Raw genomic sequence first — 18,098 nt, forward strand, 5'->3', positions numbered from 1 at the left:
AGAGAGAACTATGAAGAAGATAATAAATCCCTGGAAGGGGTTGGAGGGGTACAACTGCTTTGGTTGTGCTCCCAATAATGAAGCTGGAGTAAAAATGGAATTTTATGAGGACGGTGACGAAGTGGTGAGCATTTGGAAGCCACGTCCCGAATATCAAGGCTGGATTGACACTTTGCATGGCGGTATTCAAGCAGTTTTGATGGATGAAATCTGTGCGTGGGTGGTGCTTCGTAAACTACAAACGACCGGAGTGACTTCGAAGATGGAAACCCGTTACCGGAAATCTGTTGATACCAAAGATTCTCATATAGTACTGCGTGCCTCTATTAAGGAGGTAAAACGGAACATTGTTATTATTGAAGCGAAGTTATATAATAAGGATGGAGAAGTATGCACGGAATCTGTTTGTACCTACTTTACTTTCTCGAAAGAAAAGTCGAAAGACGAAATGCATTTTTCGAAATGTGATGTAGAACCGGAGGAGATACTGCCTTTAATTTGAAATAAAAACTCAAGTTTTTGTGATAAATGTTTGGTAGTTTCAAACAAATGCTTTACTTTTGTCGCAGTTAATATAAGAAATATGAAATATACAACTACACATCATCATCATCATTTTCCTAACGAATAATCGGTGGGCGTGGATGATATTGTGTATAACTATATAAACGATAACTAAGGCTTGCCGAATACGGTAAGCCTTTTTTATTTCTCAACGCATATTATAATTAAAAATTAAATAAAGTCATGTTAAGAATCGCAGTACAAGCCAAAGGACGTCTCTTCGAAGAGACTATGGCACTTTTAGGAGAGTCGGATATTAAGTTGAGCACCACGAAACGTACCTTATTGGTGCAGTCTTCCAATTTCCCTATTGAAGTTTTATTTCTTCGTGATGACGATATTCCGCAGACAGTGGCTACTGGTGTAGCAGACTTGGGAATTGTCGGCGAAAACGAATTTATGGAAAAGGAAGAAGATGCGGAAATCATCAAACGTTTGGGATTCAGTAAATGCCGCCTTTCACTGGCTATGCCGAAAGATCTTGAATATCCTGGTTTGTCATGGTTTGATGGTAAGAAGATCGCTACTTCCTATCCGGTTATTCTTCGCAACTTCTTGAAGAAAAATAGTGTAAATGCTGAAATTCACGTGATTACCGGTTCCGTGGAAGTTTCTCCGGGAATTGGATTGGCTGATGCTATTTTTGATATTGTAAGCTCCGGTTCTACGTTGGTGAGTAACCGATTGAAAGAAGTAGAAGTCGTAATGAAGTCGGAAGCGTTGTTGATTGGCAACAAGAACATGAGTGACGAGAAAAAAGAAGTGCTTGAAGAACTGCTGTTCCGCATGAATGCAGTAAAAACAGCCGAAGATAAAAAATATGTATTGATGAATGCTCCGAAAGATAAACTGGAAGAAATCATTGCTGTATTGCCGGGTATGAAGAGTCCTACGGTGATGCCGTTGGCACAGGAAGGCTGGTGCTCTGTTCATACAGTACTTGATGAAAAACGTTTTTGGGAAATCATTGGAAAACTGAAAGGACTGGGAGCGGAAGGTATTTTGGTACTGCCAATTGAAAAGATGATTGTATAAATATATATAGGCACGGATTATACAGATAATGTAGTCGCTAATCCCAGGTACCGTGTAATCCGTGTCTAATAAGATATAAACTATGAAATTGATTAAATACCCCTCAAAAGAACAGTGGACGGAACTTTTGGAACGTCCGGCACTGAATACGGAAAATTTGTTCGACACTGTTCGTACTATTATAAATAAGGTAAGGGCAGAAGGTGACAAAGCTGTATTGGAATATGAAGCTACTTTTGATAAAGTGACTCTGTCCGCACTTGCTGTGACTCCTGAAGAAATACAGGTTGCCGGAACATTGGTAAGCGATGAACTGAAAGCAGCCATCTCCCTGGCAAAACAGAATATTGAAACATTCCACGCTTCCCAACGTTTTGTCGGAAAGAAGGTAGAAACAATGAACGGTGTGACTTGCTGGCAGAAATCAGTGGGAATCGAAAAGGTCGGGTTATATATTCCGGGTGGAACAGCACCGCTTTTCTCAACTGTATTAATGTTGGCTGTTCCGGCTAAGATTGCAGGCTGCAAAGAAATCATACTTTGCACACCTCCCGATAAAAATGGAAACATTCATCCGGCTATTCTTTTTGCAGCCCAACTGGCAGGTGTCAGCAAAATATTCAAAACAGGTGGAGTACAGGCTATTGCATCTATGGCTTATGGAACGGAGAGTGTACCTAAAGTATATAAGATATTTGGCCCGGGCAATCAATATGTGACAGCTGCCAAACAGTTGGTAAGTCTGCGTGATGTAGCTATTGATATGCCCGCCGGTCCTTCAGAAGTGGAAGTGTTGGCTGATGCCTTTGCTAATCCGGTTTTCGTTGCGGCGGATCTCTTGTCACAAGCAGAACACGGAATAGATAGCCAAGCTATATTGATTACCACTTCCGAAAAACTTTTGGTAGAAGTAATGGCAGAAGTAGACCGTCAATTAGCCGAATTGCCCCGTCGTGAAATTGCTGCCAAATCATTGGAGAATAGTAAACTGATTTTGGTAAAGGATTTGGATGAAGCATTGGAACTGACTAACGCATATGCGCCGGAACACTTAATTATAGAAACGGAACACTACATGGAAGTAGCAGAGCGTGTGACAAATGCCGGTTCTGTCTTCCTTGGATCGTTAACTCCCGAAAGTGCCGGTGACTATGCTTCAGGTACGAACCATACCCTGCCGACCAACGGTTATGCCAAAGCATATAGTGGCGTTAGTTTGGATAGTTTTATCCGCAAGATTACGTTCCAGGAAATTCTCCCGGAAGGAATAAAGGCCATTGGTCCTGCTATTGAAGAGATGGCGGCTAATGAACATCTGGATGCGCATAAAAATGCGGTTACAGTTCGTCTCAAAGTAATTCAAAATTCATAACTTAAAATTTAAAGAAGTGAAATCATTACAAGAATTAACCCGGCCGAATATCTGGAAATTAAAGCCATACTCTTCGGCACGTGATGAATATAAAGGAGCCACCGCTTCTGTTTTTCTGGATGCAAATGAAAATCCGTATAATACGCCTCACAACCGTTATCCGGACCCTATGCAATGTGAATTGAAAGCATTGTTATCGAAAATCAAGAAAGTATCTCCCGAACATATTTTTCTCGGAAACGGCAGTGATGAAGCCATCGACTTAGTCTTTCGTGCTTTCTGTGAACCGGGTAAAGATAATGTAGTAGCTATCGATCCTACTTACGGAATGTATCAGGTCTGTGCCGATGTGAACGATGTAGAATATCGAAAAGTATTGTTAGATGATAACTTCCAGTTCTCCGCTGACAAATTGCTGGCAGCTACTGACGAGCATACCAAACTTATTTTCCTTTGCTCACCTAATAATCCGACGGGAAATGATTTGCTCCGTTCTGAAATAGAAAAGGTTCTTTACCAATTTGAAGGATTGGTAATGTTGGATGAGGCTTACAATGATTTCTCGCAAGCTTCGTCTTTCCTCGAAGAGTTGGATAAATATCCCAATCTCGTCGTATTCCAGACATTCTCTAAAGCTTGGGGATGTGCAGCTATTCGTTTGGGAATGGCTTTTGCTTCCAAAGAGATTATTGACATCCTTAGTAAAATCAAATATCCCTATAATGTCAACCAATTAACCCAACAACAGGCTATTTCCATGTTGCATAAACATTATGAGATAGAGCGCTGGGTGAAAACGTTGAAGGAAGAACGTGACTATCTGGAAGCGGAATTTGAAAAGCTTCCATGTACTATTAAACTGTTCCCGTCTGATGCGAATTTCTTTTTGGTAAAAGTGACAGATGCCGTGAAAATCTACAATTTTTTGGTCGGTGAAGGAATTATTGTGCGTAATCGCCATAACATTTCACTTTGCTGCAACTGTTTACGTGTGACTGTCGGTACCCGTGTAGAGAATAATACACTATTAGCCACCCTTAAAAAATACCAGGGATAATTTATGAAGAAGAAAGTGTTATTTATAGATAGAGATGGCACGTTGGTGATCGAACCTCCTGTAGATTACCAACTCGACTCATTGGAGAAACTGGAATTCTACCCGAAAGTATTTCGTAATTTAGGTTTTATCCGCAGCAAACTCGATTTTGAATTTGTGATGGTCACTAATCAGGATGGATTGGGTACATCTTCTTTTCCGGAAGAAACGTTTTGGCCTGCCCATAATCTGATGCTTAAAACATTGGAAGGAGAGGGGATTACTTTTGACGAGATTCTGATAGACCGTAGTTTTCCTGAAGATAATGCGCCCACCCGCAAACCACGTACCGGAATGTTGACGAAGTATCTGAATAATCCGGAATATGATCTTGCCGGGAGTTTTGTAATAGGTGATCGTCCTACGGATGTAGAACTAGCCAAGAATCTGGGTTGCCGGGCAATTTATCTGCAAAATTCAGCCGAAACCTTGAAAGAAAAAGGATTGGAAGAATTCTGCACCCTTGCAACGACTGACTGGGATCAGATAGCCGAGTTCCTTTTTGCCGGAGAGAGGAAAGCAGAAGTACGTCGTACAACGAAAGAAACGGATATTTATGTGGCTTTGAATCTGGATGGAAACGGTACTTGTGATATCTCTACGGGCCTTGGCTTTTTTGATCATATGCTTGAGCAGATTGGAAAACATTCCGGTATGGATCTGACGATTCATGTAAAGGGAGATCTGGAAGTGGATGAACATCATACAATTGAAGATACTGCTATTGCATTGGGTGAATGCATTTACCAGGCTTTAGGTAATAAACGTGGAATTGAACGTTATGGTTATGCTTTACCAATGGATGATTGTCTTTGTCAGGTTTGTCTGGACTTTGGTGGTCGTCCCTGGCTGGTTTGGGATGCCGAATTCAAGCGTGAGAAGATAGGAGAGATGCCAACGGAAATGTTTCTCCATTTCTTTAAGTCACTAAGTGATGCAGCAAAGATGAATTTGAACATCAAGGCGGAAGGACAGAATGAACATCATAAGATAGAAGGAATTTTTAAAGCCCTCGCCCGTGCTTTGAAAATGGCAATCAAGAGAGATATCTACCATTTTGAACTTCCATCTAGTAAGGGTGTTCTTTAATGGAGGGTAGAATCATATTCATGTTGCTTATGCAAAAAAGAATCCTATTATGCTTATTGGTGATAGTCTTATCTGTTTCTCTTTTCGGTCAAAATCAGAAAGCGGATAAGATTATTTTGCCCGATAGTGATTTAACAAATTTGTATAAAATAGATTCGGGTGTATATCGTTCGGAGCAACCTTCAAAGGAGGATTTTAAAGCTTTAGAAAAGTATGGTATTGGAGAAGTACTTAATCTACGGAACAGACATAGTGATAATGACGAAGCAAAAGGAACAAGTATAAAGCTTCACCGTGTAAAAACCAAAGCTCATTCAATTAGCGAAAAGGAATTGATACAAGCATTACGCATTATTAAAAATCGTAAAGCTCCTATTGTTTTCCATTGTCACCACGGTTCTGATCGTACAGGGGCTGTTTGTGCGTTTTATCGCATCGTTTTTCAAAATGTTTCGAAAGAAGATGCCATCCATGAAATGACAGAAGGAGGCTATGGCTTTCATCGAATTTATAAGAATATTATTAGAAGAATTAAGGAAGCCAATGTGGAGCAAATAAGAGAAGAAGTAATGGCGGGCGGAGCACTATAATATGCCAGTCTTTGCCATCACTCTGTCATAACTGTGCCACTGCATTGGCACAACCATGCCATACCGTTGGCGCAGTTGTGACAATACGGTGGCACAAGTCTACCGATAGGCTACCCTTATAAGGCCTCTATTTCTTTAAGCCACATGGCTGAACTGGCATCGCTCGGCATTCTCCAATCTCCTCTCGGGCTGATAGAAATGCTTCCTACTTTAGGTCCGTCCGGTAAGCAAGAACGCTTGAACTGTTGATTAAAGAAACGACGGAAGAAAGTGGAAAGCCATTTTTTGATAGTTTCTTCATCATATGTATCCTTGAATGCAATATTGGCCAGATAGAATATCTTGGAAGGACGGAAGCCGAAGCGTAAGAAATAATAAAGAAAAAAGTCATGTAGTTCATAAGGACCTACCAAGTCTTCTGTTTTCTGTTTAATTTCTCCGTTCTCATCTGCCGGAATCAATTCCGGGCTAATAGGAGTGTCTACAATATCAAGTAAAGTAGCTTTCGAGTTTTCGTCCATACCGTTTTCTGCCACCCATTGCACCAAATATTTCACAAGTGTTTTGGGAACACTCGCATTTACCCCGTACATGGACATGTGATCACCGTTGTAAGTAGCCCATCCCAATGCAAGTTCCGATAAGTCCCCTGTGCCGATAACCATTCCCCAAGTCTGATTGGCCACATCCATCAGTATTTGTGTACGTTCGCGCGCTTGCGAATTTTCGTATGTAACGTCATGCACATTCACGTCATGGTCGATGTCCTTAAAATGTTGGATGCAGGCATCTTTAATACTAATCTCACGGATTGATATACCTAATGATTTCATTAGGTCGATTGCATTATGGTAGGTACGGTCGGTTGTACCAAAACCAGGCATTGTGATTCCGAGAATACCTTTCCGAGACAATCCCAGTTTATCAAAGGTCTTCACGCAAACAAGTAATGCCAGTGTTGAGTCTAACCCACCGGAGATACCTATTACGGCAGTTTTAGCTCCTGTATGAACAAATCTTTGTGCCAGTCCCGCTACCTGAATGGAGAACACTTCTTCGCAATGTTCATTTAGTTCCATTCCCTGCGGTACAAAAGGATGAGAATTAAACTTCCGGGTTAAGGTTAGTTCTTTGCTGTTGACAAATTCAGTCACAATAGAAACCGCCTTTTTATCCTCTAAGTTTGCTTGATTAGCTGCAAAGGTTGTATTTATCCTGCGTTCTGCCCGGATACGTTCGACATCAATTTCACTGATAATAAGCTGTTCTTCCATACTGAAACGTTCACTGCGCGCTAGAAGGCTTCCATTTTCGTAAATCAATCCGTTTCCGGCAAAGACTACGTCAGTAGTAGACTCTCCGAAGCCGCACGAAGAGAATACATATCCGGCAATACAGCGTGCAGATTGTTGGCTGATAAGCGAACAAAGATAATTATTTTTGCCAATACCTTCATTGTCTGCGGACATGTTGAAAATAATTTCTGCACCTTGTAGTGCCAACGAAGAACTAGGAGGTATAGTAGACCAAAGGTCCTCGCATATTTCAATACCAAAGGTGGTATCTGAAGTTTCAAAAAGTAGATTGGCACCTATGGGAACGATCTGTCCGCATAGCCGCACATTATTGGTTGTTAACTGGAGGGCCGAGGTAAACCAGCGTTGTTCATAGAACTCCTTATAATTCGGGAGATATGTTTTGGCTGCAACGCCTAGCACTTTTCCCTTCTGAATCACTACGGCTGCATTGATAACTGTTGAGTTGACTACTACAGGCATACCGACAATGGAAATAATATCTAATTGGCGGGTGTTGTTCAGAATCTGCATCAGGGCCATTTCTGCTTCTTCCAGCAAAAGTTGTTGTCCGAATAGATCACCACAGGTATATCCGGTAATACTCATTTCCGGGAATATAATGATCTGCACTCCTTTTCCTTCGGCTACTGCAATCAAACTTTCTATCTTCTCTACATTGAATTTACAGTCTGCCACTTTTACGTGTGGCACAGCTGCGGCTACTTTAACAAATCCGTAGTTCATCTTATACCTTATTTATATATAATGGATGCAAAAATAGAAAATAGTTTTGAATAATTATCTTTTCTGTATTGAATCCTCTCAATAAGCTATTTTGTATGAGTTACGATATTGTTGTTTAAACAATTAAAGTAATTGTCAAAATGAACGTTTATATTCAACTATCCTTGAAATCTGTTGTGGATTTATTTCATTTAGGGGTTTTGTGTACTTAAATATGTATCAAAAAGATATAAGTGGAAATTTGGTATAAAATATGCGACATATTGTTTCTTTTATTTAAATATAATATATATATTTGTAGCCAAAATATAACAATATTAGAAGTGTATAACACCTAAACGGAACAAGCGATATTAGTGTTTAATTTATAACTTAAGAGAGCAGATGGTCATACATTTAGTTTACACAGCAGCGGTAACACGAAAAATCTATTTGGATATTTGGCGCAATATTAAGAATTTGCCAAGTTAGTCTATTCCTATTTCTATATTTATAGATAATAATAGCCTATCCCCAGTCGGTGCAGAATATGCATAAACCGATTTAGGGAAAGGAGTGTATTATTCTATGCGAAGATCGCGTATTCCTTATTGTAGATAAATCTATAAAAATAAATCAATTTCATTAATTTAAACTCAAAGTATCAAAGATGAGAAAATCAATTCTCTTGTTTGTACTCTTTACTCTGACAAGTATCCCCCTGTTGCTTTTTGCACAGGGTGGATATCAGGTAACAGGACATATTATTTCGTTGGAAGACAATCAGCCGATGATTGGTGTGTCTGTTTTGGAGAAAGGTACGACGAATGGGGTAATTACCGACATGAATGGTAATTACAGTATCACAGTGACGAAATCCCCCGCCATTTTGCAGTTTTCTTATATCGGAATGAAAACGGTGGAAAAGCAGGTTACAGCATCTGTTCGTATTGATTTGACGATGGAAAGTAGCGCACAATTAGTGGATGAAGTGGTGGTGGTAGCGTATGGTGTACGTAAAAAAGGAACCATTGCAGGTTCTGTTTCTACGGTAAAAGCTGAAAAAATGGAAAATGTACCAGCGCCGAGTTTTGATCAGGCTCTTCAAGGACAGACACCGGGGTTGATGGTATTGTCTAATTCAGGTGAGCCAAGTAAAGCTGCTACCTTTCAGATCCGTGGTACTAATTCTATTAACTCAGGTACTGCACCTTTGTTTATACTAGATGGAGTTCCTATCTCAAATTCGGATTTTAATACGATTAGTCCGAGTGATATTGAACATATATCTGTATTGAAGGATGCTTCTTCCACTTCTATTTATGGTGCTCGTGCTGCAAATGGTGTGGTTGTAATAACAACGAAACGTGGACGTATGTCAGAAGCTGCCAAGATTACATTCCGTACACAACTTGGTTTTTCACAGCTCGCTAATGAAAATTGGGACCTGATGAATACGGCTGAGCGAATCCAATATGAAAAAGAAGTAGGGTTGGATGCTGGGAAGAATTATGATAAGCTGGGCCAGACGAATATTAACTGGCTTGATAAAGTTTATAATAGTAGTGCACCTTTGCAGAATTATGAGTTATCAGTAAGTGGAGCGACAGAGAAAGTAAACTATTTTGTTTCCGGTGGATATTACAATCAGGATGGTATTGCAGTTGGTTCCACTTTTGAACGTTTTAATTTCCGTGCTAATGTCGAGGCAAAAGCAAATGAATGGCTGAAAATAGGAACGAACTCTATGTTAGCTTATGAAGAAGTGGAACAGAGTGATGATGGAGAATATGCATTGTGGGCTCCTATCTCGGCAGCACATTTCATGATGCCATATTGGGATCCTTATCAAAAAGATGGGAGTTTAGCTTTGCAGGATGACGGAAGTTGGACGGGTACAGGTGAGAATCCTTTGGGTTGGATGACAAACAATCCGTTAGGCAATAAAAAATATAAAGCAATATCTACTTTTTACGCGGAAATTAATCCGATAGAGGGATTGACGGTTCGTACGCAATTAGGCGCTGATTATTCACATTCTACTTCCTTTCTTCAATCTTTTCCTAGCTATAAACCTAATAATAATTATGGTGCGGCAAGACGGACTTCAACAGATATGCTGAATCTTACTATTACGAATATCGCAAACTATCGTTTTATGTTGAAAGATTTACATTCGTTCAACTTTATGATTGGGCAAGAAGGAGTAGATTATCGTTATGAAGCTTTCCATGTGACATCACGGGGACAAACAAATGATTTCTTAACAAATATCAGTTCTGGAACCACTGCTTCTTCTTGGAGTGATACTAGTACTGCATATTCTTATCTGTCTTTTTTTACTCGTGGTGAATATAATTATGATGATCGTTATTATGCAGACTTTTCAGTTCGTGCAGATGGTTCTTCCCGTTTTGGTAGTAATGAGCGTTGGGGAACTTTTTGGTCGATAGGTTTAATGTGGAATCTGCGTAAAGAGAAGTTTATGGAAAAATATTCCTGGTTAACAAATGCGCAGATTACATTAAGTACAGGTACTTCCGGTAACTCATCTATTAAAGATTATGAACATTTGGCTCTTGTGTCTAGCGGATTGAACTACGGAGGAGATGCAGGTATTGCGCCTGCCCAAATTGGTAATGAGAAACTTGGTTGGGAGAAATTATGGACAACAAATGTCGGTTTACACTTAGGCTTCATTAATCGTTTTAATGTAGATCTTGAATTCTATAATAAGAAGACAACCGATATGTTGATGAGTGTGCCGTGTTCTTATTCGGATACAGGTTTTGGTTATCGTTGGGATAATGTCGGCGCAATGGTGAATCGTGGTGTCGAATTGGCTGTAAATGCAGATATACTCCAGATTAAAGATTTTATATGGAATATAAGTGCTAATATTTCTTATAATAAGAATAAGATAACAGAACTTTATAATGGGGTAACTGAATATGAAGATGGTATTACTGCACGCAAAATGGTTGTTGGACATCCTGTAGGAGAATTCTATATGAATCGCTATGCCGGAGTAAATCCTGCCAATGGCGATGCTTTATGGTATACTAAAGACGGAGAGATTACTACAGAATATAATGAAAATGATAAAGTGATGATGGGTAAAACCTATTTCGCTCCATGGCAAGGTGGTTTTGGTACAACCCTTTCATGGAGAGGCTTTTCATTGAATGCACAGTTTAGTTGGGTTGCTGATCGCTGGATGGTTAATAATGACCGTTATTTTGAAGAAGGAAACGGACTTTTTAATGGCTACAATCAGTCAAAACGTTTACTTTATGATCGTTGGAAGAAGCCGGGAGATTTAACAGATATTCCACGTCATGGTGTGTCTCCGCAGATGGACTCACGCTTTCTGGAGGATGCATCTTTCCTGCGTTTAAAGAATGTAATGATAAGCTATACCTTTCCACAAAAATGGTTGCATAGAACAAACTTCTTGAATAATGCCCGCATTTATGCTCAAGGGCAGAACCTATTGACATTTACGAAGTTTACAGGTATGGACCCTGAGTCTAGTAACAATATCTATAAGGCGCAATATCCTATGTCGCGCCAATTCTCATTTGGCTTAGAGATATCATTTTAAAAGATACAACAATGATAAGAAAAATAAAATTATACATAAGCTTGGCTGCCGTAGTACTTTCGTCGACGGCTTGCCTTGATAAGTATCCGGAAAATGCTATTTTGCAAGGGGATGCCATTAAAACAGTAGAGGATGTGGATCAAGCTGTGATTGGTATTTATGCCGGATTTAAAACGACTGCGCTATATAGCGGATATCTAACTTTGCTTCCGGATATTCAGACGGACTTAGTATATGCTGTTCAAGGATATACAAATGTATATGGCAATATATGGCGTAATGAAATATTGGCGACAAACCCAGAGATTGAAGATGTCTATGGTACTTTGTATACCATCATTGGTCGCTGTAATTTCATACTTGATAATGTTGATCAAGTGGAGGCGGGAACTACTGATGACACGAAGTTGGAAAGGTTGGAAAACTACAAGGGAGAAGTTTATTTTGCTCGTGCTTTGGCTTATTCTGAATTACTGAAGTGTTTTTGCAAAGCGTATGAGAGTGATGAACAAGCTGCCAATGAATTGGGATTGGTTTTGAAGTCCAGCTATGTTAATCCGCAACCATTAAAACGTGCGTCTCTGAAAGATTCCTATCAGTTTGTGATGAATGACTTGGAAAAGGCTACCGAGTATTTGGCATTGGATGAAGATGATAATACTACACTTTATAATGCTGGATATTTTTCTATCGGTACTGTTAACTCTCTTTATGCTCGTTTGTATTTGTATATGCGGAAATGGGATAAAGCTGTTGAATACTCTAGTAAAGTGATTGATAGTAAGAAGTATTATCTGGCAGATGCGACAAAAAAGAACTATTCAACTACTTATAATGATTTCCAATATATGTGGCAATATGATGATGCAACAGAAATTATCTGGAAAGTCAAATTTGAAGTAACTTCTTATGGTGGTGCATTGGGTTCTATATTCCTTAATTATGACTATACCTCTTATAGACCGGATTATGTACCTGCTCAATGGGTGCTTAATGCCTATGCATCAGCAGATTTGCGTTATAATGCTTATTTTGCTAATGCTACTACTGGTTATAGTCATGGACTGACTTGCCCGCTTCTGATAAAATATGCAGGAAATCAGAATTTTATAGCAAAACAGATTCTGTTTGTTAATATGCCGAAACCTTTCCGTTTGGCTGAGCAATATTTAATCCGTGCTGAGGCTTATTGTCAGATGGGAGCTGCTTATTATGGAAAAGCCGGGAAAGATATTTCTACTTTGAGGATATCTCGTTATTCTTCTTATGGCGGTGCTACAAATATCACTAAAGATAATTGGTTGAAAACAATCAGTGAAGAACGTGTGAAAGAACTTTATATGGAAGGATTCAGGCTTAACGACTTGAAACGTTGGCATGAAGGATTTGAGCGTAAGGAGCAGAAACTCACCGTATCACCGGGTAATAAATTGAAAGTCGACAAGGATGCCCCATATTTTGTATGGCCTATCCCACAGCATGAATTAGAAGCTCCGGGAGCTGATATCGAACCAAATGATAGCAATAAATAATGTATAAAGAAAAAAATACGATAATGAAACGATTATTTATAGGAATGGGTGTAGTGATGGCGCTCACAGTTGGTTTATCCGGTTGTGGTGATGCTGCTAAAACTACGTATAATGGTCCCGACTATGTAATGTTCGCCGATACGATGTCGCTTTTTCCGGTACAGAATAGTCAAGACTATTTTACAGTACCTGTGGCATCTACTGTAGCTTGCGATTATGACCGTACGTTTGCTGTTGAAGTAGACGAAAAAGCAAGTAATGCAATTGAAAAGAAGCATTATGTCATTGAATCAAATACAGTGACTATTAAGGCTGGTGAACGTGCGGCAGATTTGAAGATCCGGGGTATTTATGAGAATATTGGAAAAACAGATTCACTTTCGATTACATTACGTCTTGTTTCTAATGATGAAACACGGTGGGATTTGTATGGAACGAAGACACGTATAGAAATGATGAAATCTTGTCCGTTCGATTTGAATGTCTTTACTGGATGGTGTAAAGTGACTTCATCTTTTTATCAGGATTATATGAATAATATCGACTTTCGTCTTATACAGACTGAAATAGATAAGAAAGAAGAAAATACGATTATCATGCATGACTTCTTTTATAAAGGGTATGATTTAAAATTAAAATTTGATCCGTCTGATCCAATGGAACCTTTTGTAGAAATGGATGAACAAGTATTGGGTAGTACTTCTGAGGCTTTTGGCACTATTTACGGGAATGGGAAGTTAATGGTAAAACAACCATCGATTTATACTTCCTATTACAATGTTTGTCAGACTTTTGTTTTGCAGTATATCACTGTTTATGTGAAGGATGTAGATACTGTTGGTACCTATATTAATATTCTTGAGTGGATTAGTGATGAAGAAGCAGAACGTTTGCTAGCGGGTCAGAACTGATATCTTTTGAGAATTTAAAATGTTGATTATATGAAAGATAAAATATATTATTTAAAATTTTTGGTGTTGGTATTCTGTCTTGCCTTTGCATCATGTTCGGATGACGATGACAAGGGACAAGGTAATCCTGTATTTCCTGAAGTGCAAAAAATATCTTGTGCGGTTGGAGAAACAGCGACGCTTACCTTCAATGCAAATATGAATTGGAAATTGAGTTCGTCCGCTCTTTGGTGTAAGTTTGTCGTTGATGGCGGACAAGGTAATTCTTGTTCCGGTGAGGCCGGTGAACAGACAATAACGGTCAGCATAGGAGATGATGCTACTGCTTTGAATAAATCTTATAAAGCGGAAATCTATTTATGGATGGGCGGGGATAAAAAGGTTGTTTATGAGATTACTCGTCCATCTACCGGATATGAAGTTTCTTTATTAGATGAAAATGGTAATCCTTATACCGAAAATAATCCGGCAACTATTGCTTATAAATCTTCTTCTTTTTATATACGTGCTAATTTTGACTGGCAATTAACTGAGTGGCCTGATTGGATTGATGCTGATAAAACTTCCGGTGAAGCAGGTGAGCAAAGCACTAATAAACTTTATATAAACATACAGTCTGGACATACGAAGAATGCTAATGACGGTTTTCTTACTTTTATGAATCAGGCTGGTGATAAGGTGGCTACGGTTCCGGTGAAGTATGAAGGAATACCAAGTAATGCGATTGAGATTATAATTTCATCTCAATGGAATTGGACTTTTTCATCAGATGGATCAACTTATTCGTCATCTTCGGGAGAAGAGCAAGAGGCGCCATTTACATTTAATGTAATAGCTAAAGATGATCAATATAAAGTAGTTTGTCTCATTAATGAAACAGAATATACTTATTCTCGTGTAGAGGATGAAAATATTGAATCAAATTGGTTTCATGTGAAAAAAGAAAATGAAACAATAGAATTATTAGTCGATAATAATGATGGTATAGAAAGAGGGGGAGCTGTGATCGTATTTCCAATGGATGTTTGGAATGAAGTGAAAAATAACTTTGATGACTTGGTACTTCCTGATGGAGAGGTTGCTTCTAAATATGATGATTATATCATAACGTTTAAGCAGAGTGGAATTGGAGGTGCTGAAGATGGATTTACGGCTAGTAGCGAATATGGCGGAAAACTAGAAATAATAGATATGAAAACGGTTGTGGAGGATCCTGATATTTTGTGGGGAGAATACAATACGGATCAGGTTTATCAAATTAGTCTGGAAGGTATGCATCTGTATGGTACTGTAACCGTAAACATGAATGGTAAATTTGCGAATGCTATTGTTGTTCCCCAAAATCCATATGAAGGTGAAGGAGAAAGTGTAGTCGTTGAGACAGAAGGAAGTACGATTATGATATACCAAGCGTATTTGATGGAACCAGGTGGTGATGCAATAACAATTTATTTATATTCTCGTTCAGGAGAGACAATAGGTGTACTTTTGGTAGAACGGCCATTGGAATAAGAATAGATCAATATAATCAGGAAGATAAAAATATTTTCAACTTATGAAATATACAATATTATTCACAAAGATGCTTTTCATTTCATGCCTGCTTATGGCTATGGGAATATCTGTAACCGGATGTTCTGATGATGACGATGAATTGCAATCTGGCTACGGTTACGCTCAATTCAGACTATATAAGAGCGCATCGTACGGAAACGGTGAGTCAGGAAAAACTCGTGCTGGAACCAATGAATTGGAATATTTGCGTGAGGCGCAAAAAATGAAAATTGTTCTTATAAACAATGAAGATGGAACGGAGATTTCACAAACTGTAGGTTTGGATGCCATTAATGATCAAGACGCAGAATTTGGTATGCGTAGTGAGAAAATGCAAATGTTGGCAGGAGAATATACAGTTGTAGGTTTTTATCTTTATAAAATAGAAGGACAAGAATTAGTACCTGTTATTTCTGGCGAACCAGAAAAAGAAACAGTTATTCGGGTAGTTGATGGTGGATTGTCTTTACAGGATATCACAGTGAATGCAGTAGAACGCGGTAGTGTGAAATTTACTTTAGTGAAGGATATTGCTAATGCGACTCGTGCTGCTGGTGATGCTGCTTATTTGTTGGAGAATGTCAAATATGTGACGATAGAGGTCAAAGATCTGTATCTGACAGGGAAAATTATTCCTCCTTTAAAAGAGATTCCTGTTACTTATCAAGAGAAAGGGAAGGAGATTACCACGGCAGATGGTGAGAAAAAAACATATATTTACTCGGTTTCTGTAAGTGATTCTTTGCTTTATTTGAAGGCCGGGACCTACAAGATTTCAAAATACACCTTACTGGATAGAAATAAAAAAACGATAGAAGTGAATGTGACTAATATCAGGGAAAACCAGTTTGTTGTGAAAGATAATCAAACAATAGAAGTTGAAGTTCCTGTCTATATGCGGACTAATTCACCAAAGTTGAAGGATTATAAAGCTTTGAAAGCTATCTGGGATGCCTTGGATGGAGAGCACTGGAGCTATACCGGTATTTCTCATACTGTTGGGTGCAATTGGAATTTTGATAAGGATATGGATCTGTGGGGTGATCAACCGGGTGTGGAATTAGATACGGAAGGTCGTGTTGTATCTTTGAATTTAGGTTCATTTGGTCCTGAAGGAGATATCCCTGATGAAATCGGTGACTTGGAAAAATTACAGGTTCTGACATTTGGTACTCATTCGGATCAAGTGGGTGGGTATTTGGAAAAGAGTTTGAAGGCATATATGAGTGTTGAAGAGAAAAAGGCGGTTCGTGCTGATTATTATGAAACATTCTTAAGAAAGGACTTGAAGAGAGATTGGAAAAAAATGGGCTTCTCGGAACCTTTGTTACAGGTTATCGATAAAGTGAATACAGAGCAGAAACCCAACCTTAGATATCCGGTCCAGGCAACTAACAGTCAGATTCTGAATCGTTCCGGTATTTCTTTGAAAGATGTTTCTCCGGGAAGACTAACGAATGGTATTCGCAAAATATCGGCAGCAATTGGGAAATTAACTAATTTACGTCAGTTCTTTATTGCTAATGGTAAATTTGAAGGTTTTGAGGAAGGAACAGATTTATCTAAACTCGAATCTTTGACAGATGTTGAGATCTATAACTGTCCTTCAATGAAGGAGTTTCCGAAAGAGATCTGTAGATTACCGAATTTGGAACTTTTAAATTTGGCTAATAATCCTCAACTCGAATCAGATGTATTATTGAATGGATTGAAAGGATTGGCTGATGAAAAGTCTGCTACTGCAAAGACTGTTCAGATGCTCTATCTGGGTAATAACAATTTAACTGAAATTCCGAAAGAGTTTAAAAACCTGAAGAAACTCGGTAAATTGGATTGCAATAACAATAAAATTTCCAAGGTACATCCATTGGGTAAGGATGTGAATCTGGTTCAGTTAACAATGGACTATAACCAGATAACGGAGGTTCCGAATGATTTTTGTGGATATGAGGATGTCGAATCTTTCTCGTTTGCTCACAATAAGATAACGAAATTCCCGAATATTTTCAATGCAAAATCTGTATATGTTATGTCTTCAGTAGACTTCTCATACAACGAAATTACAGAATTTGCAGGAGAAAATGAGACTGGGGATAATGCCTTTAAGGGAATCAATGCATCGACTTTATCTTTAGCTTATAATAAACTAAAGACTTTCCCCGGCATTTTGTTCAAGACAAATTCGCAGATATCTACATTGGCCTTAGCCGGTAATGGTATTACAGATTTTCCCAAGGGAGCTTTAGATGGAAAGTATACTAATTATTTACAAAGTTTGGATTTAAGCTATAATAAATTAAAAAAGTTACCCGAAGATTTTGATGCGACAAAGGTGCCTTATCTCTATGGTATTGATTTGAGTAATAATCATTTTGAAAAAGTTGCTACAGGTCCGTTGAATATAGATCATTTGAATGTATATGCATTTAGGAATCAACGTGATGAACAAGGTAATCGTACTGTCTCTGATTGGCCGTCAGGTATATCTCAATGTCCGAGTTTGCTTGCGGTGTATTTAGGTGGTAATGATTTCCGGAAGGTGGAAGAAAGTCTGACTGGGTTTAGAATCGTTGAAATCAAAGATAACCCGAACATAATGATCGACGTATCAGCTGCTTGTAATTATATCAAGGCTGGTTATTTATTATTGATCTATGATCGTACACAGGCTATTCGTGGTTGCGATGCTTTGGATTTAGAATGATAAATTTATGATAATAAAAAGAAATT

The 18,098-nt window shown here is 38.6% G+C and carries 12 protein-coding genes; 11 read left to right on the plus strand and 1 reads right to left on the minus strand.

The features are described from left to right. Nucleotides 1-10 precede the first annotated feature (10 nt). The 6 genes from I2I04_RS02835 (at nt 11) to I2I04_RS02860 (ending at nt 5,746) form a co-directional block, all read left to right on the plus strand. Nucleotides 11-502, plus strand: a complete 492-nt coding sequence (locus I2I04_RS02835) for a PaaI family thioesterase (protein ID WP_143257310.1) — start codon at nt 11-13, stop codon at nt 500-502. A gap of 245 nt (nt 503-747) precedes the next feature. Further along, nucleotides 748-1,599: an ATP phosphoribosyltransferase gene (gene hisG, locus I2I04_RS02840; RefSeq protein WP_195654243.1), complete on the plus strand. Its 852-nt coding sequence runs from the start codon at nt 748-750 to the stop codon at nt 1,597-1,599. Between the two features lie 82 nt (nt 1,600-1,681). Beyond that, a complete protein-coding gene (hisD, locus tag I2I04_RS02845; RefSeq protein ID WP_195654244.1) occupies nt 1,682-2,971 on the plus strand; it encodes a histidinol dehydrogenase in 1,290 nt (429 codons plus the stop codon). Continuing rightward, the gene (gene hisC / locus I2I04_RS02850) at nt 2,964-4,028 is read left to right on the plus strand and encodes a histidinol-phosphate transaminase (RefSeq protein WP_317190149.1); all 1,065 of its coding nucleotides are present in this window, start codon (nt 2,964-2,966) and stop codon (nt 4,026-4,028) included. The genes hisD and hisC overlap by 8 nt, the downstream gene beginning before the upstream one ends. Before the next feature lie 3 nt (nt 4,029-4,031). Further along, on the plus strand, nt 4,032-5,156 hold the full coding sequence (gene hisB, locus I2I04_RS02855) for a bifunctional histidinol-phosphatase/imidazoleglycerol-phosphate dehydratase HisB (RefSeq protein ID WP_143257314.1): 1,125 nt from the start codon (nt 4,032-4,034) through the stop codon (nt 5,154-5,156). A 29-nt stretch (nt 5,157-5,185) separates the two neighbouring features. Continuing rightward, nucleotides 5,186-5,746, plus strand: coding sequence for a dual specificity protein phosphatase family protein (locus I2I04_RS02860; protein ID WP_143257315.1), 561 nt, complete (start codon nt 5,186-5,188; stop codon nt 5,744-5,746). A gap of 116 nt (nt 5,747-5,862) precedes the next feature. Here I2I04_RS02860 and I2I04_RS02865 read toward each other — a convergent pair whose 3' ends face one another. Next, a complete protein-coding gene (locus I2I04_RS02865; RefSeq protein ID WP_195654245.1) occupies nt 5,863-7,788 on the minus strand; it encodes an NAD(+) synthase in 1,926 nt (641 codons plus the stop codon). A 649-nt stretch (nt 7,789-8,437) separates the two neighbouring features. On the opposite strand from I2I04_RS02865, the gene I2I04_RS02870 reads away from it, so the two are divergent. The 5 genes from I2I04_RS02870 to I2I04_RS02890 are packed head-to-tail and all read left to right on the plus strand — an operon-like array spanning nt 8,438 to nt 18,072. Continuing rightward, a complete protein-coding gene (locus I2I04_RS02870; protein ID WP_143257317.1) occupies nt 8,438-11,371 on the plus strand; it encodes a SusC/RagA family TonB-linked outer membrane protein in 2,934 nt (977 codons plus the stop codon). Nucleotides 11,372-11,382: 11 nt separating this feature from the next. Next, entirely contained in the window at nt 11,383-12,903 is a 1,521-nt protein-coding gene (locus tag I2I04_RS02875; protein ID WP_143257318.1) for a RagB/SusD family nutrient uptake outer membrane protein, read from the plus strand. A gap of 23 nt (nt 12,904-12,926) precedes the next feature. Further along, nucleotides 12,927-13,814 (plus strand): DUF4984 domain-containing protein, encoded by an 888-nt coding sequence (locus I2I04_RS02880; RefSeq protein WP_143257319.1) that lies wholly within the window; start codon nt 12,927-12,929, stop codon nt 13,812-13,814. A gap of 30 nt (nt 13,815-13,844) precedes the next feature. After that, the gene (locus I2I04_RS02885; protein WP_195654246.1) at nt 13,845-15,326 is read left to right on the plus strand and encodes a DUF5003 domain-containing protein; all 1,482 of its coding nucleotides are present in this window, start codon (nt 13,845-13,847) and stop codon (nt 15,324-15,326) included. 43 nt (nt 15,327-15,369) lie between these two features. Further along, complete coding sequence (locus I2I04_RS02890) at nt 15,370-18,072, plus strand: DUF4458 domain-containing protein (RefSeq protein ID WP_195654247.1); 2,703 nt, start codon at nt 15,370-15,372, stop codon at nt 18,070-18,072. Nucleotides 18,073-18,098 lie beyond the last annotated feature (26 nt).

The organism is Bacteroides sp. 1001136B_160425_E2, assembly GCF_015559655.1.
In the GTDB taxonomy this organism is placed as follows: domain Bacteria; phylum Bacteroidota; class Bacteroidia; order Bacteroidales; family Bacteroidaceae; genus Bacteroides; species Bacteroides luhongzhouii.